This is a genomic window from Methylobacterium sp. PvP105 (genome assembly GCF_017876975.1).
Taxonomy (GTDB): domain Bacteria; phylum Pseudomonadota; class Alphaproteobacteria; order Rhizobiales; family Beijerinckiaceae; genus Methylobacterium; species Methylobacterium radiotolerans.
In genome coordinates, this window is the sequence record NZ_JAGIPA010000001.1 from 2,674,027 (window position 1) to 2,695,178 (window position 21,152).

Genomic DNA, 21,152 nt, shown 5'->3' on the forward strand with positions numbered 1-21,152 from the left:
GCGGCGGGCGCCGGCGCCAGGGACCGGCGGCGCGACCGCGTTCGATCCTTTCGACGGAGCCATCGTGTCGATCAAAGCCGCCCTGCACCACGTCACGCATTACCGCTACGACCGGCCGATCAGCCTGGGCCCCCAGGTGATCCGCCTGCGTCCGGCCCCGCACGCCCGCACCAAGGTCCCGGCCTACGCGCTCACGGTGACGCCGGCCAACCACTTCCTGAACTGGCAGCAGGATCCCAGCGGCAACTGGCTCGCCCGCCTCGTCTTCCCGGAGAAGACCGACGAACTGAAGATCGAGGTCGACCTCACCGCCGACATGGCGGTGATCAACCCGTTCGACTTCTTCGTGGAGGATTACGCGCAGGTCCGGCCGTTCGCGTACGATCGCGGTCTCGCCGAGGAGCTGGCCCCCTACCTCACCCCCGTCGACGCGGAGGGTCCGGAGATGGAGGCGCTGCTCGCCCGTCTCCCGGAGGAGCCCAGCACCGTCCAGTTCCTGGTGGCGCTGAACGGCCTGATCGCCCGGGAGACCGCCTACGGCGTCCGGATGGAGCCGGGCGTCCAGACCCCGGCCGAGACCCTGCGGCTGAAGAGCGGCTCCTGCCGCGACTCGGCGTGGCTGCTCGTGCAGGTGCTGCGCCGGATCGGGCTCGCCGCCCGGTTCGTCTCCGGCTACCTGATCCAGCTCGTGCCCGACACGACCGCGGTCGACGGGCCGACCGGCGCCGCGGCGGATTTCACCGACCTGCACGCCTGGGCCGAAGTCTACCTGCCGGGCGCCGGCTGGGTCGGGATGGACGCCACATCGGGTCTGCTCACCGGCGAGGGCCACATCCCGCTCGCCGCGACGCCGCACTACCACGCGGCCGCGCCGATCTCCGGCGCCGTCGAGCCGGCCGAGACCACGTTCGACTTCAAGATGACCATCACCCGCGTCGCCGAGACGCCGCGGATCACCAAGCCGTTCCCGGAAGCCGTCTGGGCCGCCATGGACGCGCTGGGCGAGCGGGTCGACGCCGACCTCGTCGCGCAGGACGTGCGGCTGACCATGGGCGGCGAGCCGACCTTCGTGTCGGTGGACGATTTCGAGTCGCCCGAGTGGAACATCGCGGCCGTCGGCCCGACCAAGCGGGGGCTCGCCGACCGGCTGATCCGGCGCCTGCGCGACCGGTTCGGCCCGGGGGGGCTGCTCCATTACGGCCAGGGGAAGTGGTATCCCGGCGAGAGCCTGCCCCGCTGGGCCTTCGCGCTCTACTGGCGCAAGGACGGCAAGCCGATCTGGCGCGACCCGGACCTGATCGCGCCGGAGGTGGTCGCCGGGGAGGCGGGACAAGCCACCATCGCGCAGGCCGAGGCGCTCGCCGGCGCGCTGGCCCGCCGCCTCGGCCTCGCCGACTACGTCTTCCCGGCCTTCGAGGACGGGGAGCTCTGGGAGAAGAAGACCGCGGCGCTGCCGGTCAACGTCACGCCCGGGGCGGCCCGGTCCGGCTCGGCGGAGTTCGACGCCCGGATCAGGCGGGTCTACGCCCGCGGCCTCGGGGAGGCCGCGGGCTACGTCCTGCCGCTCGCCAGCCTGCCGACCGGCCGTGACGGCGACGCCGACAGGGTCTGGATCTCCGAGAAGTGGGAGTTCCGCCGCGGGGCCGCCTTCCTGGTGCCGGGCGATTCCCCGGTGGGCTTCCGCCTGCCGCTGTCGTCCCTGCCCTACGTGCCGCCGGAGCACTATCCCTACTATCAGCCGCAGGACCCGCTGGAGCCCCGCACCGCCCTCCCCGACGGGCATCCCGGCGCGGTCGCCAACGGTGCCGGCGTCACCGGCGTGGCGGTGCGCACGGCCCTGTCGATCGAGCCCCGCGACGGGGTGGTGCGGGTGTTCATGCCGCCGGTGCAGCGCGCCGACGAGTATCTCGAACTCGCCGGCCACCTCGAGGCGGCCGCCGCCGAGCTGAACCTGCCGATCCACCTCGAGGGCTACGAGCCGCCCTACGACCCGCGGATCGGCGTGATCAAGGTGACGCCCGATCCGGGCGTGATCGAGGTGAACGTCCACCCGGCCGCCTCGTGGCGGGAGGCGGTCGCCATCACCACCGACTTGTACGCTGAGGCGAGGCAGACCCGGCTCGGCGCGGAGAAGTTCATGACCGACGGGCGCCACACCGGCACCGGCGGCGGCAACCACGTGGTCATGGGCGGCGTCACGCCGGACGATTCCCCGTTCCTGCGCCGGCCCGACCTGCTCAAGAGCCTCGTGCTCTACTGGCAGCGCCACCCTGCGCTCTCGTACCTGTTCTCGGGCCTCTATATCGGGCCCACGAGCCAGGCGCCGCGCATGGACGAGGCTCGCCACGACGGGCTCTACGAGCTGGAGATCGCGCTGGCCCAGGTGCCGGCCCCGGACGCGCCCAACATCCCGCGCTGGCTGGTCGACCGGATCTTCCGCAACATCCTCGTCGACGTCACCGGCAACACCCACCGGGCCGAGATCTGCATCGACAAGCTCTACTCGCCGGACGGCCCGACCGGGCGCCTCGGCCTGCTGGAGTTCCGCGCCTTCGAGATGCCGCCGGACGCGCGGATGAGCCTCGCGCAGCAGCTCCTGCTCCGCGCCCTCGTGGCCTGGCTGTGGCGCGAGCCGCAGACCGGCGGCTGTGTCCGCTGGGGCACGAACCTCCACGATCGGTTCATGCTGCCGCATTTCCTCTGGTCCGACTTCCTCTCGGTGCTGGAGGATCTCCGGGCGGCGGGGTACGATTTCGATCCGGTCGCCTTCGAGGCGCAGGCCCTGTTCCGGTTCCCGGTCTTCGGCACGATCGAGCAGGGCGGGGTCCGGATGGAATTGCGCCAGGCGCTCGAGCCCTGGCACGTGATGGGCGAGGAAGGGACCAGCGGGGGCACCGTGCGCTTCGTCGACAGTTCGGTCGAGCGGCTGCAGGTCAGGGTCGAGGGCTTCGTGCCCGAGCGGCACGTCATCGCCTGCAACGGCCGCCGCCTGCCCATGACCGGCACCGGCCGCGGCGGCGAGGCCGTGGCGGGGCTGCGCTTCAAGGCGTGGCAGCCGGCCTCCTCCCTGCACCCGACCATCCCGGCCCACTCGCCGCTGACCTTCGACATCCTCGACGCCTGGAGCGGGCGCTCCCTCGGCGGCTGCCGCTACCACGTCGCCCATCCGGGCGGGCGCAACTACGAGACCCATCCGGTCAACGCCTACGAGGCGGAGGGCCGGCGCCTCGCCCGGTTCCAGCCGAACGGCCACACGCCGGGCCGGGTGGAGATGCCCCGCCCGGAATCGAGCGCCGAGTTCCCGCTGACCCTCGACCTGCGGACGCCGGCCCCGCAATGACCGGGGATCCGTGATGGAGGCGGCGCTCGCGGGCAGCCGCGGCCGGGCCGAGCGGCCGGAGGGCGCGCGGGAGCGCGTCGCCCGCTGGTGCGCGGGCTACCGCCCCGCCCCCGGCCGGCCGGACGAGTTCCTGGGCCCCGACGGTTCGCCCCGCGGGGCGTGGCCGCGCCTGCTCGACCGCCTCGGCGGGCTCACCGAGCCGGAGATCATGGCCCGCTTCGTCGCGGCGGAGCGGCACATCCGGGACGCGGGCATCTCGTTCCGCATCGCCGGCGACCAGCGCGAGCACCCCTGGCCGCTGGGCTGCCTGCCCCTCGTGATCGAGGGACCGGAATGGGCGGCGCTCAGCGCCGGGATCGTCCAGCGCGCGGAGCTGATGGAGGCGATCCTCGCGGACGCCTACGGGGAGGGGCGGCTCGTCGCCGAGGGGCTCCTGCCCGCCGCGATCGTCGCCGGGACGCCGGAGTTCCTGCACCCGCTCCACGGGGTCGCGCCCCCCGGCGGCCACTACCTCAAGCTCTACGCCGCCGATCTCGGCCGGGGACCGGACGGGCGCTGGCAGGTGCTCGCCGACCGGACGCAGGCGCCCTCGGGCCTCGGCTGGGCGCTGGAGAACCGCATGGTCCTCGCCCGGACCTTCCCGGACTTCTTCCAGGACCTCCACGTCGAGCGCCTGCCGGCCTTCTTCCAGGCGTTCCGCGACGGCCTGGCGCTCGGTGCCGAGCGCTCGGACCCGCGGATCTGCCTGCTGACCTCCGGCCCGTACAGCAGCACCTACGTCGAGCAGGCGGCGCTGGCCCGCTATCTCGGCCTGATGCTGGTGGAGGGCGACGACCTCGTCATGCGGGACGGGCGCCTGCACGTGCGCACCGTCTCGGGCCTGAAGCGCGCCGACGCCCTGTGGCGGCGGATCGACGCCGACTTCCTCGACCCGCTGGAGCTGAACCCGGCCTCGCGGCTCGGCGTGCCCGGCATCCTGGACGCCCTGCGCAACGGCTCCCTGGTGATGGCCAACATGCCGGGCGCGGGGCTCGTCGAGTCGGCCGCGCTCGCGCCCTATCTCGACGGCATCGCCCGCCGGGTGCTGGGCGAGCCCCTGCGGCTCGGCCACCCGCGCACGTGGTGGTGCGGCGACCTCGAGGGCTTGGCGCACGCGCGGGCCAACCTCGACAGCCTGACCCTGCGCCCGGCCGCCACGCCCCAGCGCGGGGCGGGGCGCGACGCGATCCTGGCCGGCCCGGTCCTGGCGGCGGAGCGGGAGCGGGTCGTGGCGGCCCTGCGCGACCGGCCCTTCGACTACGTCGCCCAGGAGGCGGCGCCGCTCTCGACCATGCCGGGCTGGGAGCGCGGCCCGGACGGCCTGTTCCTGACGCCCCGCCCCTTCGTGGTCCGCGTCTTCGCCGCGCGCACGCCGCTCGGCTGGCAGGTCATGCCCGGCGGCTTCTGCCGGGTCTCGGAGCGCGAGGACGTCGACCCGATCGAGCTGCGGCTCGGCATCCGCTCCGCCGACGTCTGGGTCCTGTCCGAGGAGCCGGTCGCCGCGCCCCTGATCGGCGCGCAGGCGGCCCCGCGGGTGCGGCGGGTCGGCGGCCACCTCCCCGCCCGGGCCGCCGACGGCCTGTTCTGGCTCGGCCGCTACCTGGAGCGCGGCGAGGCGGTGATCCGGCTGGTGCTCGCCCACCTGCGCAGCGTCGGCGACGCGGTCGGGACCGACATCTCGGGCGCCCTCGACACGCCGGCGGCCCTGGCGCTCCGGGCCCTGCTGCACGAGTGGGGCGCCGTCAGTGCCGCCGACCTGCCCACCGCCCGCCTCGCCCAGGAGGCGCTCTCCGGGCGCGACCGGTCGGGCTCGGCCCGGTCCCACATCCTCGCGGCCCGCCGCAACGCCGCCGCGCTCCGCGCCCGCCTCTCCGGCGAGGCGTGGCGGGTCCTGGCCGACCTGAACGAGTTCCTGTCCCTCGACCCCGAGCGGGCCTTCACCGAGTCGCAGCTCGCGGGCCGCGCCGAGCGGGCGCTGAGCCAGCTCGCGGCGCTCGCCGGCCTCACCCACGAGAACATGAGCCGGGCCGAGGGCTGGCACTTCATCGAGCTCGGCCGGCGGATCGAGCGGGCGATCAACACCGGCGCCTTCGCGCTGGCCTTCGCCAACGACGAGGCGACTCCCGGCTGCCTCGGGGTGATGCTGTCCCTGTGCGACTCGCAGATCAGCTACGGGCGGCGCTACCTGCAGGGGGCGGCCCTCGACCCGGTCCGCGACATGGTGCTGCTCGACCCCTACAACCCGCGCTCGATCGCCTTCCAGGCCGAGGCGATCACCCGGCACCTCGCCGACCTGCCGGCGCTCGCCGCGGACGGGATCCCCGAACCGCAGTGCCGGCTCGCCACCCGGATCCTGGCGGAGCTGCGCAGCGGCGAGGCCGCGGATTTCGACGCCGTGCGCCTCACCGCCCTCGCGACCGACCTGGAGCGCCTCGCCGACGGCATCGCGGCCCGCTACTTCCCCACCGGGCCGAACGCGCTGCGCCCCGAGAAGCTGACGGGGCTCGCGTGATCTACACGCTGCGCCACCGCACCGCCTACCGCTACGGCCGGCCGGTGCACTTCGCCCGCTGCACCCTGCGGCTCAAGCCGCAGGATTGCGAGGGCCAGAGCGTGCTGGCGAGCGCCGTCACGATCGACCCGAGCCCCGCCCGCGCGGTGATGCGGCGCGACTATCTCGGGATCGACGCGGTGGCGATCACCCTGGAGACGCCGCACACCGCCTTCAGCGTCGAGGCGCTCTCCACCGTGCGGGTCGAGCGCCCGGCCCCGCCGCCGCCGGAATCCGGGATGCCCTGGGAGCGGGTCCGCGACGCCGTTCTGGCCGGGCGCGACCTCGGCGGCCGGGCGCCGGTGCACTTCCTGTTCCCGAGCACCCGGGTGCCGCTGCTGCCCGCGATCACCGACTACGCCCGGCCGAGCTTCGCCGCCGGGCGCAGCGCCTACGGGGCGGCCCACGACCTGATGCTGCGGATCGGCCGGGACTTCCGCTTCGATTCCAAGGCGACCACCGTCTCCACGCCGCTCGCCGAATCCTTCGCGCTCCGGGCCGGGGTCTGCCAGGACTTCGCCCACGTGATGATCGCCGCCCTGCGCGGGATGGGCCTGCCGGCGGCCTACGTCAGCGGCTACCTGCGCACCGTGCCGCCGCCGGGCCGGCCGCGCCTGCGCGGGGCGGATGCGAGCCACGCCTGGGTGGCGGTCTGGTGCGGCGCGGGCTGGCTCGGCCTCGACCCGACCAACGGCGTCGCGGTGCGGGACGACCACATCGTGGTGGCCCGCGGCCGCGACTACGGCGACGTGGCGCCGGTCGACGGCATCGTCAGCGGCTCGGGCAAGCAGCGCCTCAAGGTCGAGGTCGACGTCATCCCCGACACCGAGACGCAGGATCTCGCGCTGGTGGGGTGAGGGGACGCTCCGTCCTCGCGAGCGGAGCGGGGCGACTTGGCGCGGCGCGACATCGGCGGACGTGGCGCTGCGGGATGGCTTCGCGGAGGAGCACCGGCAACGATCGCGGCGTGTCGCGGATGCCGGCCCTCACCACATCGTCTTGGCCGCCCGCTCCGGCCAGTCCGCGTCGTAGCGCGCACCGCCGACCGCGCCCGCGGTGAGCGCCGCCAGGATCGCCCCCGGCGTCGGCAGGTTCTCCGGGTCGACGCGGGTGTCCGGATCCCACAGCTTCGCCCGGATGATCGCCCGCGCGCACTGGAAGTAGATCTCCTCCACAGTGATCACGATCGCGGTGCGCGGCGCGTGGCCGTCCACGCTGAAGGACGCGAGGAGATCCGGGTCGGCCGAGATCACCGCCCGCCCGTTCACCCGCAGCGTCGTGCCCGAACCGGGGATCAGGAACAGCAGCGCGACCCGGGGATCGCGCACGATGTTGCGCAGCGAGTCGATCCGGTTGTTGCCGCGCCGGTCCGGCAGGATCAGCGTGCGCGGGTCGGCGACCCGCACGAAGCCCGGCTGGTCCCCGCGCGGGCTGCAATCGAGCCCCTCGGGGCCGGCGGTCGCCAGCACCGCGAAGGGCGAGGCCGCGATCAGCGCCGCGTAGTCCGGCGTGATCGCGGCCGCCACCTTCACCGTGGAGGCGGGCGCCAGGGGCGCGCTGTAGATCGCCTCCAGGGCGGCGAGATCGTCGACGATCATCGCGCCCTCACGCGACCGGGGCCGCCTTGCCGGCCGCGAAGGCTGCGTGCTCGGCCACGAGCGCCCCCGACAGGGCCGCGGCGATCAGGCCGCGGGTCTCGTCGACGCCGTAGAGGGCCACGAAGGAGCCGAACCGGGGTCCGCGCGCCTCGCCGAACAGCACGTTGTAGAGGCTCGTGAACCACGCCTGCGACACGCCGGGCCGCCCGTCCGGGCTCTTGGCCTTGCCGGACGTGTCGGGGAAGTGGCGCCGGCCGACCTCGTAGACCGCCGCCTGCAGCGCCTCCGGATCGGTGGAGCCGGCATGTTCCGTGAGGGTCTCCGCGAGGTCCTCCAGGGCCGCCCGCTCCTCGGGCGTCGGCGCCCGGTAGGTCTTGGCCGGCCGCACGAAGTCCGAGAAGTACTTCAGCGCGTGCTTCACCAGCCGGTCGAGGCCCGGATGGGTCTCCGGACCGGTCCGCGGCGCGTAGCGGCGGATGAAGCCCCACAGCACCGCCGGATCCTCGGTGTTGGCGACCGCCGCGAGGTTGAGCAGCATCGCGAAGGTCAGGCTCGCGCCCTCGACCCGCTCGGGCTCCGGCGGGTTGCCGGCGTGGAGGTGCCAGACCGGGTTGCCGAGGCGCAGCTTCGCGTCCTGGCCGGCGTAGCGGTCGAGGAAGCCGATATACTCGTCGACGTGCCGGGGGATCACGTCGAAGAACAGGCGCTTGGCCTCGCGCGGCTTGTTGTACATGAACAGGGCCAGCGATTCCGGCGTGCCGTAGGTGAGCCACGCGTCGATCGTCAGGCCGTTGCCCTTCGACTTCGAGATCTTCTGGCCCTTCTCGTCCAGGAACAGCTCGTAATTGAAGCCCTCCGGCGGCTCGCCGCCGAGCGCCCGGGCGATCTTGGCGGAGAGCTTGACCGAGTCGATCAGGTCCTTGCCGGCCATCTCGTAATCGACGCCGAGCGCCACCCAGCGCATCGCCCAGTCGGGCTTCCACTGCAGCTTGGCGTGGCCGCCGGTCACCGGGGTCTCGTAGCGCTCGCCCGTGGCGGGATCGCGCCACACGATCGTGCCGCTCTCCGCCTTCACCTCGTCGATCGGCACCTGCATCACGTGGCCGGTGACCGGGTGGAGCGGCAGGAACGGCGAGTAGCTCGCCGAGCGCTCGGCCCGCAGCGACGGCAGCATGATCTCCATCACGGCATCGTAGCGCTCCAGCACGCGCAACAGCGTCGCGTCGAACACGCCCGAGCGGTAGCACTCGGTCGCCGAGCGGAACTCGTAGGCGAATCCGAACGCGTCGAGGAAGCGGCGCAGCTCGGCGTTGTTGTGCGCCCCGAAGCTGTCATGGGTGCCGAACGGGTCGGGCACGCGGGTCAGCGGCTGGTTGAGATGGTCGGCCAGCATCGCGCGGTTCGGCACGTTGTCGGGAACCTTGCGCAGCCCGTCCATGTCGTCCGAGAAGGCGATCAGCCGGGTCGGCACCGCGTCGCGGGTGAGCACCCGGAAGGCGTGGCGCACCATGGAGGTGCGGGCAACCTCGCCGAACGTGCCGATATGCGGCAGGCCCGAGGGGCCGTAGCCGGTCTCGAACAGGATCTCGGCCTTGCCGGATTTCTCCAGCCGCGCCACGAGCTTGCGCGCCTCCTCGAAGGGCCAGGCGGCGGCGTTGGCGGCGGCCTCGATGATGTCGGCGTCGAGGGTCAGGGCAGGCGGAGCGGCGGGCATGTCGTCGGGGGTGATCTTCGGGGCTGAACGCGGGTAGGGCGCGCGCACCCTAGAGCGGTTCGCAGCGGAGCGGAACGCCCGGCGGTGCATTGCGGGGTTCCATCGCCGGCCCGCGCGTGAGGCCTGTGACCGCGCACCTGGTCCCGGCTCGGCAGGCGCACGCCTAATCCGCTCGGCTTCCTGATCGGGCCGGGCCGAGGCCCGAATTCCGGATCGCCCATCCTCGCCCTCATCCCGAGGAGCCCTCCGCTGCGCTGGCCGGAGCTCTCCTCCGAGGCCGCCGCGCGGCGCCTCGGGATGAGGGCGAGGATGGGAGGTCGTGAGTCAGACAGGCTCTCGGAGCCCATACCGCGCCCGGACGGCATCCACCGCCGCATCGGTGCAGACTCGCCGCGAGCCCCCTCGGCGTCGGCTTCGTCCTGATCCGCCGCCGCCTCCGGGGGGGAACGGTAAATCGAGCCCTCATCGCCCACCGAGGCCAGCATGAGGCGGGCGATCTCTCCTGAAGGTCCGGGGACAGGCCGCGCGCCGCCCGCGGCCTTCCCGAGCAGGTCCGTCATGGTGCCGTCCGGCAGCCGAAGCCCGGCGGGCAGGATCCCCGCGCGCGATAAAAGCCCTCAGAAGGGGCTCACCGGGAAGAACCGCAGATACAGCTCGGTGTACTTGCCGTCGTCCCAGACCCGCTGGAGCGCGTCGTCCAGCGCCCGGGACAGGGCCGCGTCCTCCTGGCGGGTGATCAGGCCGATCCCCTCCCCGAAATAGCGGTTCTCCAGGTAGTCGCCGCCGGTCAGCGCGCAGCAATTCTCCGCGTCCTGGCCGCCGACATAGAGGGCGAGGTTCAGGCCGTCGGCGAACAGGTAGTCGATCTCGCCGCGCTTGAGCGCGCTCTCGGCCGCCGTGAGGTCTGTGAAGTCCTTGGGCACGGCCTTCGGGAAGAACGCCTTCAGGTAGGCCGCGTGGGCGCTGCCGGCGATGACCCCGACGCTGCGGCCGGCGAGCGCCGCCGCCGAGGGGACCGGCAGGCCCTTGTCGGTCCGGGCCGCGAAGCGCGCCGGCCAGCGGAAATACGGCCGCGTCGCCAGGAATTTCGACCGCAGGGGCGCGGTCAGCGGGATGGCGGCCGCGACCACGTCGCCCTGCTTGCCGTCGAGGGCGTCGAGCAGGGTGTCGAAGCGGCGCGCCTGCACCGTGCAGGTGATCGTCAGCTTCTCGCAGACGGCCCGGGCGAGCTCGACCACGAAGCCCGTCGGGTTGCCGTCGGGGCCGGCGAAGTGCAGCGGCGGGAACTCGTCGTCCGTGAGGAAGCGGACCGCCCGCCCGGTCTGCGGCGCCTCGATCCGCTCGCCCCGGCTGCGCGGGTTCCAGAAATCCGGGACCGCGACGGCGGGGGTCGCGGTCCCGCCCGCGGCCCCGGCGGTGGCGGCGGCAGGGGCAGCTGCAGGGGCGGGCGCGGCCGGGGGCGCCGCGGCGCCGGCCGGCCCCGCGAGGAGTGCCGCGACCGCGGCCGCCGCGATCCGGAATGGGATGACTGTCCTATCGTCTCTTGACGACTGGGACGGGGTGGTGCTCCTCTCGGAGCGCGGGGGCGGGGACTGGCTCACCCCCCTCCTCTACCACGTCCTGGGGCCACCGGGGGAGCGCGCGGCGTGTCCTTCCAGCGCCCGCCCGCGGGGCCGGAGGCCCTGCCGCCGGAGATCGCCTTCCTGCTGGCCGAGGGCGTCGACGGGCGGCTGCTGGTCCGGGCGGCCGCCGCGGCGGCCGCGGCCGGGACCGACGCGGCGACCGCGCTGATGAATGCCGGCCTGATCACCGAATCGGCCTACTACGCGGCCCTGGCCCGGGCGCTCGGCGCCCCCTTCCTCGACGGCTCGATCCCGTTCGGCCTGGGCCTGCGCTTCCCCGACAGCCTCGTGGCCGGCCTCGCGCCGCTGGCGCCGGGCGCGGTGGCGCCCTGGGTGCTGGCGCCCCGCGGGCGGGCGATCGCGGACCTCCTCGACGCGGCCGGCCGCGTACCCGGCCGCGTACCCGGCCGCGCCGCCGTCCCGGCGATCACCAGCCCCACCCGCCTGCGCGAGGCCGTGTTCGCGTCCGTGCCCGGGCAGGTGGCCGATCACGCGGCGCACGATCTGCGGCGGCACAGCCCCGAGCGGGCGGCCGCCCCCGAGCCGGCCCTCCGCTGGCTGCTGGTCCTCGCCCTCGCCGCCGCCGCCGCGCTCTGCCTGTGCGCGGCGCTGCCGGCCCCGCTGGCGCGCGCGGCGATGACGGCCGGGCAGGTCCTGTTCCTGGCCATGGCGACCCTGCGGATCGCGGCCCTCGCCATCGCGGCCCCGGTGGCCGCGGAGGCGGTCGCGCCCCTCGCCGAGGCCGACCTGCCGGTCTACACGGTCCTCGTCCCCCTCCACCGCGAGGCGGCGGTGGTGCCGGACCTGCTCAGGGCGCTCTCCGCCCTCGACTATCCGGCCGCCAAGCTCGACATCAAGCTGCTGCTCGAGGCGGACGACGCGGAGACCGCCGCGGCCCTCCCCCGCGACACCCTCCCGGCCCGGTTCGAGGTGATCACGGTGCCGCCGGGCGGCCCGCGCACCAAGCCGCGGGCGCTCAACGCCGCCCTGCCGCTGGCCCGCGGCGCCCTGCTCACGGTCTACGACGCCGAGGACGTGCCCGATCCCGGGCAGCTGCGGCTGGCGGCCGCCCTGTTCGCGCGCCTGCCCGCGCGCACCGCCTGCCTCCAGGGGCGGCTCGTGATCGACAATGCCGGCGATTCGCGCCTCGCCCGCGCCTTCGCCCTGGAATATGCCGGGCTGTTCGACGTGCTGAACCCGGCCTTCGCCCGCTGCGGCCTGCCGGTCCCGCTGGGCGGCACCTCGATGCACCTGCGCACCCACGTGGTGCGGGCGCTGCACGGCTGGGACGCCCACAACGTCACCGAGGACGCGGATCTCGGCCTGCGCCTCGCGCTGGCGGGCTACACGGTCGGCGACCTGCCCAGCCCCACCTTCGAGGAGGCGCCGGCCCGCCTCGGGCCCTGGCTCGGCCAGCGCACCCGCTGGCTGAAGGGCCTGGTCCAGACGAGCCTCACCCACGGGCGGCGCCCCCTCGCCAACGCCTGCAGGCTCGGCGGCCTGGAGACGCTCTGCGCCGCCGCCCTGGTTCCCGGGACGGTGGTCTCGGCGCTCGCCTACCCGGTCTGCCTCGCCGCGGCGGCGTGGTCCTTCCTGGTCCTGGAGATCCCGGCCGCCCCCGTCTTCCTGGACAACCTCTCCACGGGGCTCGCCATCACGCTGTTCGGGACGGGGCTCGCCGCCCTGGTCCTGCCCGCCCTCGTCGGCTGCGCCCGCCGCGGCTGGGGGGATCTCGCCCGGTCGGTCCCGTGGATGCCGGTCTACTTCCTGCTGGTCAGCCTGGCCGCGTGGCTGGCGCTGATCGAGCTGGTCCGCGCTCCGCTGCGCTGGAACAAGACCCGGCACGGCCTCGCGCGGACCTCCCGCAGCGGCCGGCGGCGCCGGGCGCATCCTGCGACACCCTGCGACAGCCTGCGACACCGGGCCGGGGCGGGGCGGCGGCGAATGCGCGTCGGCTTGATCTGGATCAGTCGCGCCGGCGCGCGGCGCCGCTAGCCTCGCGCGCCGGCTCCCGCCCGCGCCGCGGGCGGCCGGTGATTCGCCTCGCGGTGGTCCAAGCGATGCCGGCCTATCACCTCCGACGCACCCTCGAGCACGCGGACGGCCGCTGCGGCCTCGCCTTCGCCAGCGACTGCCTGGAGGCGGACGACGCGGAGACGGCGATCCGCAACGCCCGCGACCTGTGCCGCACCGCCGCCAACATGCTCCTGACCGGGGCGGTGCTGACGGATTCCGTCGGCCGGATCCTGTGGTCGTTCACCCTGGCGCTGGCCCGGGAGCCGCTCTGCGTCCGGCCGACGAGCTGAGGGCCGCGCTGGCGGCCATGCCGGCGGCCGCGCAGATTGGCGCGCCGTGCAACGCCCGCGACCCGCGCGCCGTTGTCCCGCACGGGCGCGGCCCGGAGAGGTGCCGAGAGAGCTGCCGGGAGAGCTGCCATGAGCACGATCGCGATCCTGATCGGCACGCGGGCGGGCGCGCGCCTGCTGGCGGCCGCCTCCGAGCGGGAGGCGGCCCTCTCGGCCGAGGCCTTCCTGCTGCGCCTGCCCGTCCGCGCCCTCCCGGCGCCCCTCTGGGTGCAGTGCGCCGATCCGGCGGTCAGCGGCCGCCTGACCGGCTACCTGAACGGTCTGCAGGCCGAGCAGGTACGGGAGCGCGATCCCCGCCGGGTCTGAGCCCCGGCGGCCCCCGGGACGGATTTCCCTGCGCCGCGCCATGCTCTAACGCCGTCGCCATGAGCGAGACACGCGACGCGGGCCGGTCCGGGGCGAACGGGGTGCGGGACGACGATCCCGCCGCGGAGGCGCCCCTGGGCCGGCTCCTGCGGCTGATGGCGAGCCTGCGCGATCCCGTCGCCGGCTGCCCCTGGGACGTGGCGCAGAGCTTCGCCACCATCGTGCCCTACACGATCGAGGAGGCCTACGAGGTCGCCGACGCGGTGGCGCGGGGCGATCTCCGCGACCTGCGCGACGAGCTCGGCGACCTGCTCCTCCAAGTGGTGTTCCACGCCCGCATGGCCGAGGAGCAGGGCGCCTTCGCGTTCGACGACGTGGCCCGCGCCATCGGCGACAAGCTGGTCCGGCGCCACCCCCACGTCTTCACCCCGGACGGCGCGCCCCTGCCCGCCGGCTCGCCCCGGCGCGACCCCGCGGCGGTCGAGGCGCAGTGGGCGGCGATCAAGGCGCAGGAACGGGCGGCCCGGCAGGCGGAGCGGGGGGCCGATAGCCCGGATCCGGTGCCGGACCCGCTCGGCGGCGTCGCGCGGGCGCTGCCGGCCCTCGCCCGGGCGGAGAAGATCTCCCGGCGGGCGGCCGCCCACGGCTTCGACTGGGACGACGCCGCCCAGGTCGTCGCCAAGGTCCGCGAGGAGACCGACGAGGTCGCCGAGGCCCTGGCGGCGGGCGACCCGGAGGCCGTGTCGGAGGAGATCGGCGACCTGCTGTTCTCGGTGGCGAACCTCGCGCGGCACGCCGGGATCGACCCGGAGACCGCCCTGCGCGACGGCACCGCCAAGTTCGAGCGCCGCTTCGCCGCCATGGCGCGGCATCTCGCGGCCGCCGGAGGCGCCCTCGGCCGCTCCGACCTCGCCGCCATGGAGGCGGCGTGGCAGGCCGCCAAGCGCGACGAGGCGGCGGGCGGGCCGTAGCGGATCGAGGCCCGCCCCGTCCCGACCGCGCGCGGGCGCTCCGGAGGCCCGCGGGTCGGGATCGCGCGCCGTGGCGAGGGCTCGAGGCCGGCAGGCCGGCCGCCGCACGCGTCCGGTCGAGCGTCGGGACGAGCACCATTCGTCAAGGTAAAGGGGCTAGGACGCCGCGACCCTATCCGTCGAGACGACCGCCCAAGCTTCGCCGTTCCATGCCGCAGACCCCGGGACAGACCGAGATGCTCGAGGCGCAGCTGTTCGAGCTCGCGCCCGTTTCCCTCTGGTTGCAGGACCTCGGCGCGCTGAAGGCCCGTCTCGACGCGTGGCGGGAGGCCGGCATGGTCGACCTCCGCGCCTGGCTGCGCGATCCCGGGCACCTGCGGACCTGCCAGAGCCTGATCCGGATCGTGCGGGTCAACCGCAGCACGCTCGCGACCTACGACGCGCGGGACGAGGCCGAGCTGTTCGCCCACATCCCGGCGATCTTCGACGATCCGCGCGCGGAGGCGCTGATCGAGGTGCTGTGCCAGCTCTGGGCCGGGGCGACCCAGGTCCGCCTCGTCACGCGGAACCGCACCGTCTCGGGGCGCGTCATCGACGTCAGCTACGCGGGGCAGATGCTGCCGGGGCACGAGGCCGGCTGGACCCGCTACCTGATCTCGGTCGAGGACATCACGCGGCGCGAGGCGCTGCGGCGGGAGCGCGACGCGGACCGGCGCACCGGAACCCTGTTCCAGCACGCGCCGGTCCCGACCCTGATCCGCGACGAGACGGGGGTCGCCGCCCGGCTGGCGGCGCTGCGGGCCGACGGGATCACGGATCTCGCCGGCCACCTGGCGGCCCATCCGGGCTGGCTCGCCGAGGCCGAGGCCTCCCGCCGGATCGTCGACGCGAACCGCCCCGCCCTGGCGCTGTTCGGCGTCGACACCTGCGACGCCCTCGCGCGTCACCTGGATGGCGGTCTCGGCGGCGGTCTCGGCAGCGGTCTCGGCAGCGGCCTCGGCGAGGCGCCGCTGCAGCTCTTCCGGGAGGAGCTGGCCGAGCTCTGGGACGGCGCGGCGCCGCGCAGCCGGGACATCGCGGCGCGCAGCCGCGACGGGCGCGACCTGCACCTCAAGATGCAGCGCTCGCCGGTCCCGGAGGCCGGCGGCGGGCGGCGCCTCGTCCAGATCGCCCTCACGGATATCGGCGACAACAAGCGCTCCGAGGCGCGCCTCGCGGTCCTGAGCCTGACCGATCCGCTGACCGGCCTGCTCAACCGCCTGGGCTACGCGGCCGCGCTCGACCGGCTGGAGGCGGGCCGGACCGTGCCGACCTCCGTGATCGTCGCGGACCTGAACGACCTCAAGGCGACCAACGACGACCGGGGCCACGATGCCGGCGACGACGTGATCCGCCGGTTCGGGGCCATCCTGGAGCGCCACAGCCCCGTCGCGGCCCGCCCGGCCCGGATCGGCGGCGACGAGTTCGTGATCCTGCTGCCGGGCCTCGACGCCGCGGACGCCGCCGCGCTGGCCCGGCGGATCCTCGACGGGATCGACGGCGAGAACCGGCCCGGCGCGGCCGTCATCAGCGCCGCCCTCGGCTCGGCCACCTGGCGCGGCGACGGGGGCCTGAAGGCCGCCGTGTCCCGCGCGGATTCCCAGATGTACGCGGCGAAGCGGCGCTATCGCGACGGCGCGTGGGCCGGGCGGCCGCCCGTGCCGGGCACGTCCGTCTTCAGCCAGGCGCCGCCGTGCTGACGGTGGCGGAGGCCGGGGCCGGACATCGCCGCGGCGATCCTCCGCGCTTCCCCCGCGCGCCGAGGGCTCGACACGTCGCGGCGCGCGGATATGTTCCGCGCATGCGCTTCGCCCTGCCCGTCCTCGCCGCCCTCGCCGTCACCGCCGCCCTGCCCCGGCCCGCCGCGGCCGAGACGGTCCTCCAAGAGCGGTTCGGCTGCCACAGCCAGGAGGTCACGGACCGCCTGTTCAAGCTGGTCATGGCGGGCGACGAGTCCGGATTCGGCCAGCTGCTGCAGGGCAGCCTCGCCAGCGGCGAGTGCCGCTCGTTCAAGCCCGGCGAGGAGGTCCGGCTCGAGTCCCGGACGATGAGCTACGGCTGCCTCGCCCTGAAGGACACGCAGGATCGCTGCTACTGGACGCCGCTGAGCGCCATCGAGAAGGCGAACTGACGCCGGCCCGGGCAGCGGCGAACCGGCGCCCGGGGGCGCCGGCCCGCCCGCGCGGCCGGGGCGCGGTCAGGCGGCCTTCTTCCCCCTGCCCTTCGACGGCTCGGCATCCGGCTCCGCCCCGCCGGGCTCGCCCGCGGCGTTGATCGACGCGGCGATCTTCGAGAGCAGCGCGTCGGTCCGCTTCTCCTCCTGCAGGGTCTCGTCCAGGAGCTCGGCGGCGTCCGCGTAGCCGAGCTGGGCCGCCCAGGTCTTCAGGGTGCCGTAGCGGGCGATCTCGTAGTGCTCCACCGCCTGGGCGCAGGCGGCCAGCACCGCGTCGGCGGCCGGGCTGTCGGCGAAATCGTCGAGATCCTCCTCCATCTCCGAGACGATGCCCTGCATCGCCTCGCAGGTCTTGGCCCGGGCCGGCTTGCCGATGATCTCGAAGACCTGCGTCAGGCGCTCCACCTGCTGGGCGCTCTCCTCGGCGTGGGTCTCGAAGGCCTGGCGCAGCTCGTCGTGCTCCGCCGCCTTGGCGGATTTCTTGAGCGCCTTCACCGACTGCTTCTCGGCGTAGTAGACGTCCTTCAGGGTCTCGTAGAAAGCGTCCTGCAGCGTCTTCTGCTTGGCCATTCGGTCTGTCTCCGCTGGGGGCCGCGCGCCGTGTTCGGCGGCGTCCTCCGGGCAACGCCGGTCCGGCCGGCCGTATCCGGACGATATCTTCGCCCTGTGGAGGAACCTTTCGGGGCTCAGCGGCCCGCCCCGTCCGGGCGCGGCTTCCGCCCGGCCCGCGGCGCGCCCCCCGGCTTCGGGCGCAGGCGGTCGAGGACCGTTTCCAGGGCGCGCTCTACGGCGTCGCGGTCCGGAACGGTCTCCGGCGGGGGCGGGGTCGATCGGCCCGGGTCGCGGCGCTTCGGCATGTCGTCCGCCCGTGTCGGTGCCGGGCGGACCGGTCTTCCGGCCCGCGCGACGGCTGCCGGCCGGTCGAGCGGCCAGGATCCTGAGATCAAAGCCTCCCATGATCCCGGGATCCTGTGATCAAGGTTCCCGGATGGTTGCCGGCGCGTCCGGTCCCGGAGCCGCCAGCGGCCGCGCCGGATCGCGGGAGGTCCCGGCCGCGCCCTGTCCGGATCCGCGGCCCCCGCCGAACGGCCAGTCGATCAGGCCGCCGGCCCAGAGCGCCGCCCAGACGAAGACCGGCTGAAAGGCGAGGCGCGGCCCGTGATACCACCAGGAATCCGGGATGCCGTCGACGTGGACGTGGTCGAAGGCGTGCTTGAGGTTCGCCGGGTAGACGCAGACCGCGTAGAGGGCGAGGCCGATCGCGGCCGCCCGGCGGAACCGGCCCGTCAGGAGGCCGATCGCCCCGGCGATCTCGCACAGGCCGGTCGCCAGGATGACGAGTCGCGGCTGCGGCACCCAGCCGGGCATCAGCGGCAGCATCGCGTCGGCCGCCACGAGGTGGACCGCGCCGATGAACAGGTAGATCGCCGCGAGCCCGTAGCGCAGCCGGCGCCGCCCGGTCTCGATCGCCTGCTCGGTCACGCGACAGCGTCCTCCGTGACGCCGCAGGATTGGGCGACGCGGGCGCGCAAGGCCGCCTTGAGGCGGCCCACCGCCGGGTGGCCGTCACTGGCCAGGGCGGTGTCGCCGATGGCCGTCACGGGGGCCAGGAGCCGCAGGGAATTGGTCAGGAACACGGCCTCTGCGCCGAGGAGATCGGGCAGGCCGAGCGACCGTTCCTCGGCCCGCAGCCCGCATCCGGCGGCGAGGCCCAGCACCTCCGCCCGCACGATGCCGGCGAGCACGCCGTCTCCGAGCGGCGGCGTGACCAGGGTGGTGCCGAGCAGGGCGAACAGGTTGCCGGTGCCCGCGCAGGCGACGCGCCCCCGCGTGTTGCGGAACAGCGCCTCGTCGCAGCCCGCGGCGGCGGCCTCCCGGGCGGCCAGCACCGCGTCGCCATAGCCCAGCGTCTTCAGGCGGCTGGCGGGGGAGGTGTCGTTGCGGGCGATGGCGGTCGGCCAGAGGCGCAGGGGCGCGAAGGACGCGGCCCTGGTGCTCACGGCCGCGGTGGCGAAGAGCGTCGGGTTCGGGGCGTCCGGCGGCTTCAGTCCCCGCGGGCCGGAGCCGCGGGTGAGGGTGGTGCGGATCGCGAGCCGCTCCCCCTGCCCGGCCAGCGCCCGCATGGCCCCACGGATGCGCTCGGCGTCGGCCGGGATCCCGAGCGTGTCGGCGGAGGCCACGAGCCGGGCGATGTGGGCGTCCTCGAAGGCCACGCGGCCGCCGAGCGCCAGCGCGGTGTCGAACAGGCCGTCGCCGAGCGTCAGGCCGCGGTCGGTGTGGTCCAGCGGCGCGGTCGTCCCGGGGAGAAGCGCCCCGTCACGCCACAGCATCGCGGCGCCCCTCCGGTTTCTGCCGCCACGCGCGGGCCAGTCCCAGGAAATTGGCGAACAGGGCGTGGCCACCCTCGGTCAGGACCGATTCCGGGTGGAACTGGATGCCGTAGGTCGGGTGGGTCCGGTGCGACAGCGCCATCACCTCCCCCTCCTGCGAGACGGCGTCGACCGAGAGGTGCCGCGCCATGTCGGGGCCGGGGGTGACCACCAGCGAGTGGTAGCGTCCCACCGGCATCGGCGCCGGCAGCCCGGCGAACAGGCGCTGGCCCGCGTGGTCGATCGGCGTCATCTGCCCGTGCAGGGGCCGCTGCGCCCGCGCGACCGTGCCGCCGAAGGCCGCGCCGATCGCCTGGTGGCCGAGGCAGACGCCGAGGATCGGCACCGCGCCCGACAGCTCCCGGATCGCCGGCAGGGAGATCCCGGCCTCCGCGGGGGTGCAGGGCCCGGGCGAGACCACCAGGGCCTCCGGTTCGAGCGCCCGGATGCCGGGGACGTCCAGCGCGTCGTTGCGCACGACCCGGACCGTCTCGCCGAGCTCCTCCAGGTAGCGGACGACGTTGAAGACGAACGAGTCGTAATTGTCGAGGACGAGGATCATGCGAAGGCCTCGAAGACGCGGGCGGCCTTGGCCAGGGTCTCGTCGTATTCCGGGCCCGGCTCCGACAGCAGGGTCACCCCGCCCCCGGCCTGCAGGACCGCCTGGTGCGCGTCCATGAACACGGTGCGGATCGCGATCGACGTGTCGAGCGCCCCGTCGAAGCCGATCCGGCCGATGGCGCCGCAGTAGAGTTCCCGCGCGTCGCCCTCGATCTCGGTGATGATGTCCATGGCGCGGATCTTCGGGGCGCCCGTGATCGAGCCGCCCGGGAAGGTCCCTTCCAGGAGGTCGAGGGCGTCGAGCCCGTCGCGGAGGTCTCCGGTCACCACCGACACCAGATGGTGGACGTTGGCGTAGGTCTCCAGCCCGCACAGGGTCGGCACGGCGACGCTGCCCGGCGCGCAGACCCGCGACAGGTCGTTGCGCAGCAGGTCGACGATCATGACGTTCTCGGCCCGCTCCTTGACGCTGGCCTGCAGCGCCTCGGCCGCCGCCCGGTCGGCCACCGGGTCGTCGAGGCGGCGGGCGGTGCCCTTGATCGGGCGCGTCTCCACGTGCCGGCCGTCGAGGCGGATGAACCGCTCCGGCGATGACGAGGCCACGGTCAGGCCCTCCTGTTCCAGGTAGGCCCCGAAGGTCGCCGGATTGGTCTCGCGCAGCCGCCGGTAGAGGGCGAACGGGTCGAAGCCGGCCGGCAGGTCGGCGACGAAGCGCTGGGCGATATTGGCCTGGTAGATGTCGCCGGCGCGGATGTATGCGCGGACTTTTTCGACAGCCTCTTCATAGCTTTGGCGGTCGAAGTTCGAGCGCCACGCGAGCGGTTGGGCCGGCCGGGCTGCGGCCGGGACCGGCGGCTCCGCGCCGCCGAGCAGGTCGGCGAAGCCGGCGAGCCGCGCCTCCGCGCGGGCCCGCCGCGCGTCCGGCGCGGTCTCCGGGAAACCCGTGGCGACCAGCCGGGCCGTGCCGGCGGCGTGGTCGACGACCAGGGCCGTGTCGTAGAGGTTCAGCGCGATGTCGTCGGTGAGCCCCGCCCGCCGGGCCGGCGCCGCCACCCGCTCCAGCGCCGCGCCGAGGTCGTAGGCCAGGTACCCGATCGCCCCGCCGGGGAACGGTTCCGGCCCGGGCTCGAGCCGGTAGGGTTCGAGGCAGGCCCGGAGCGCCGCCATCGGGCCGCCCGCCACCGGTCGCCCGTCGAGGGTCGCGCGCCCGTCGCGGTAGCGGAACCGCGCGAACGGGTCGGCGGCCACGATCGAGTGCCGCCCCAGCGGGTCGTGCCGCATGGCGCTGTCGAGGAAGGCGAGCCCGGGCAGGGCGCGCAGCCGGGCCGCCGCCGCGACGGGATCGATGAAGGGGATCTCTCGGGTCCACATGACCGGGTTCGGGGCCGTTATCCTCGGGCTGTGCGTCGTCCGCTGCCGTCGCACAGGCGATGCCGCGGGGGAAGCGGCAGTTCCACGCAGGCCCCGCCGCCTCGCGCGGGCGGGCCGTGTCCGGGGCGCAGG

General features: G+C 74.7%; 18 protein-coding genes. 9 read left to right on the forward strand and 9 right to left on the reverse strand.

Annotated elements, in window-relative coordinates:
• Positions 1–64: 64 nt before the first annotated feature.
• From J3A75_RS12700 to J3A75_RS12710, 3 genes are read left to right on the forward strand one after another with little or no spacing between them, the layout of a single operon-like run.
• Positions 65–3,340, forward strand: coding sequence for a DUF2126 domain-containing protein (locus tag J3A75_RS12700; RefSeq protein ID WP_071000666.1), 3,276 nt, complete (start codon positions 65–67; stop codon positions 3,338–3,340).
• Positions 3,341–3,353: 13 nt separating this feature from the next.
• Complete coding sequence (locus J3A75_RS12705; protein WP_029359667.1) at positions 3,354–5,891, forward strand: circularly permuted type 2 ATP-grasp protein; 2,538 nt, start codon at positions 3,354–3,356, stop codon at positions 5,889–5,891.
• A complete protein-coding gene (locus J3A75_RS12710) occupies positions 5,888–6,787 on the forward strand; it encodes a transglutaminase N-terminal domain-containing protein (protein WP_012318606.1) in 900 nt (299 codons plus the stop codon). Before J3A75_RS12705 ends, J3A75_RS12710 begins: the two co-directional genes overlap by 4 nt.
• 129 nt (positions 6,788–6,916) lie before the next feature.
• Here J3A75_RS12710 and J3A75_RS12715 read toward each other — a convergent pair whose 3' ends face one another.
• The 3 genes from J3A75_RS12715 to J3A75_RS12725 all read right to left on the reverse strand — a co-directional run bounded on the left by J3A75_RS12715 (position 6,917) and on the right by J3A75_RS12725 (position 10,843).
• A complete protein-coding gene (locus J3A75_RS12715) occupies positions 6,917–7,528 on the reverse strand; it encodes a pyridoxamine 5'-phosphate oxidase family protein (protein WP_209650265.1) in 612 nt (203 codons plus the stop codon).
• A gap of 7 nt (positions 7,529–7,535) precedes the next feature.
• Positions 7,536–9,242 carry a lysine--tRNA ligase gene (locus tag J3A75_RS12720; RefSeq protein WP_209650266.1) on the reverse strand — a complete coding sequence of 569 codons (1,707 nt, stop codon included), beginning with the start codon at positions 9,240–9,242 and terminating at the stop codon, positions 7,536–7,538.
• A gap of 617 nt (positions 9,243–9,859) precedes the next feature.
• On the reverse strand, positions 9,860–10,843 hold the full coding sequence (locus J3A75_RS12725) for a transporter substrate-binding domain-containing protein (RefSeq protein ID WP_209650267.1): 984 nt from the start codon (positions 10,841–10,843) through the stop codon (positions 9,860–9,862).
• Positions 10,844–10,888: 45 nt separating this feature from the next.
• On the opposite strand from J3A75_RS12725, the gene J3A75_RS12730 reads away from it, so the two are divergent.
• From J3A75_RS12730 to J3A75_RS12755, 6 genes are all read left to right on the forward strand, one after another.
• Positions 10,889–12,859 carry a glycosyltransferase family 2 protein gene (locus tag J3A75_RS12730; RefSeq protein WP_209650268.1) on the forward strand — a complete coding sequence of 657 codons (1,971 nt, stop codon included), beginning with the start codon at positions 10,889–10,891 and terminating at the stop codon, positions 12,857–12,859.
• 65 nt (positions 12,860–12,924) lie between these two features.
• Positions 12,925–13,170 carry a hypothetical protein gene (locus tag J3A75_RS12735; protein ID WP_012318611.1) on the forward strand — a complete coding sequence of 82 codons (246 nt, stop codon included), beginning with the start codon at positions 12,925–12,927 and terminating at the stop codon, positions 13,168–13,170.
• Between the two features lie 129 nt (positions 13,171–13,299).
• Positions 13,300–13,536 (forward strand): hypothetical protein, encoded by a 237-nt coding sequence (locus J3A75_RS12740; protein WP_012318612.1) that lies wholly within the window; start codon positions 13,300–13,302, stop codon positions 13,534–13,536.
• A gap of 59 nt (positions 13,537–13,595) precedes the next feature.
• Positions 13,596–14,507, forward strand: coding sequence for a nucleoside triphosphate pyrophosphohydrolase (gene mazG / locus J3A75_RS12745; protein ID WP_012318613.1), 912 nt, complete (start codon positions 13,596–13,598; stop codon positions 14,505–14,507).
• A 236-nt stretch (positions 14,508–14,743) separates the two neighbouring features.
• On the forward strand, positions 14,744–16,246 hold the full coding sequence (locus J3A75_RS12750) for a sensor domain-containing diguanylate cyclase (protein WP_165850959.1): 1,503 nt from the start codon (positions 14,744–14,746) through the stop codon (positions 16,244–16,246).
• A 101-nt stretch (positions 16,247–16,347) separates the two neighbouring features.
• Positions 16,348–16,677 (forward strand): hypothetical protein, encoded by a 330-nt coding sequence (locus tag J3A75_RS12755; protein ID WP_012318615.1) that lies wholly within the window; start codon positions 16,348–16,350, stop codon positions 16,675–16,677.
• A 66-nt stretch (positions 16,678–16,743) separates the two neighbouring features.
• On the opposite strand, the gene J3A75_RS12760 is transcribed toward J3A75_RS12755, so the two are convergent.
• From J3A75_RS12760 to pabB, 6 genes are all read right to left on the reverse strand, one after another.
• Positions 16,744–17,289 carry a ferritin-like domain-containing protein gene (locus J3A75_RS12760; protein WP_024830436.1) on the reverse strand — a complete coding sequence of 182 codons (546 nt, stop codon included), beginning with the start codon at positions 17,287–17,289 and terminating at the stop codon, positions 16,744–16,746.
• Between the two features lie 116 nt (positions 17,290–17,405).
• Entirely contained in the window at positions 17,406–17,576 is a 171-nt protein-coding gene (locus J3A75_RS12765; protein WP_012318617.1) for a hypothetical protein, read from the reverse strand.
• 118 nt (positions 17,577–17,694) lie between these two features.
• Positions 17,695–18,165, reverse strand: coding sequence for a DoxX family protein (locus J3A75_RS12770; protein ID WP_245372168.1), 471 nt, complete (start codon positions 18,163–18,165; stop codon positions 17,695–17,697).
• A gap of 32 nt (positions 18,166–18,197) precedes the next feature.
• Entirely contained in the window at positions 18,198–19,049 is an 852-nt protein-coding gene (locus J3A75_RS12775) for an aminotransferase class IV (protein WP_024830434.1), read from the reverse strand.
• Positions 19,036–19,650: an anthranilate synthase component II gene (locus J3A75_RS12780; protein ID WP_209650270.1), complete on the reverse strand. Its 615-nt coding sequence runs from the start codon at positions 19,648–19,650 to the stop codon at positions 19,036–19,038. Before J3A75_RS12780 ends, J3A75_RS12775 begins: the two co-directional genes overlap by 14 nt.
• Complete coding sequence (gene pabB / locus J3A75_RS12785) at positions 19,647–21,020, reverse strand: aminodeoxychorismate synthase component I (protein WP_012318621.1); 1,374 nt, start codon at positions 21,018–21,020, stop codon at positions 19,647–19,649. The genes J3A75_RS12780 and pabB overlap by 4 nt, the downstream gene beginning before the upstream one ends.
• Between the last annotated feature and the right edge of the window lie 132 nt (positions 21,021–21,152).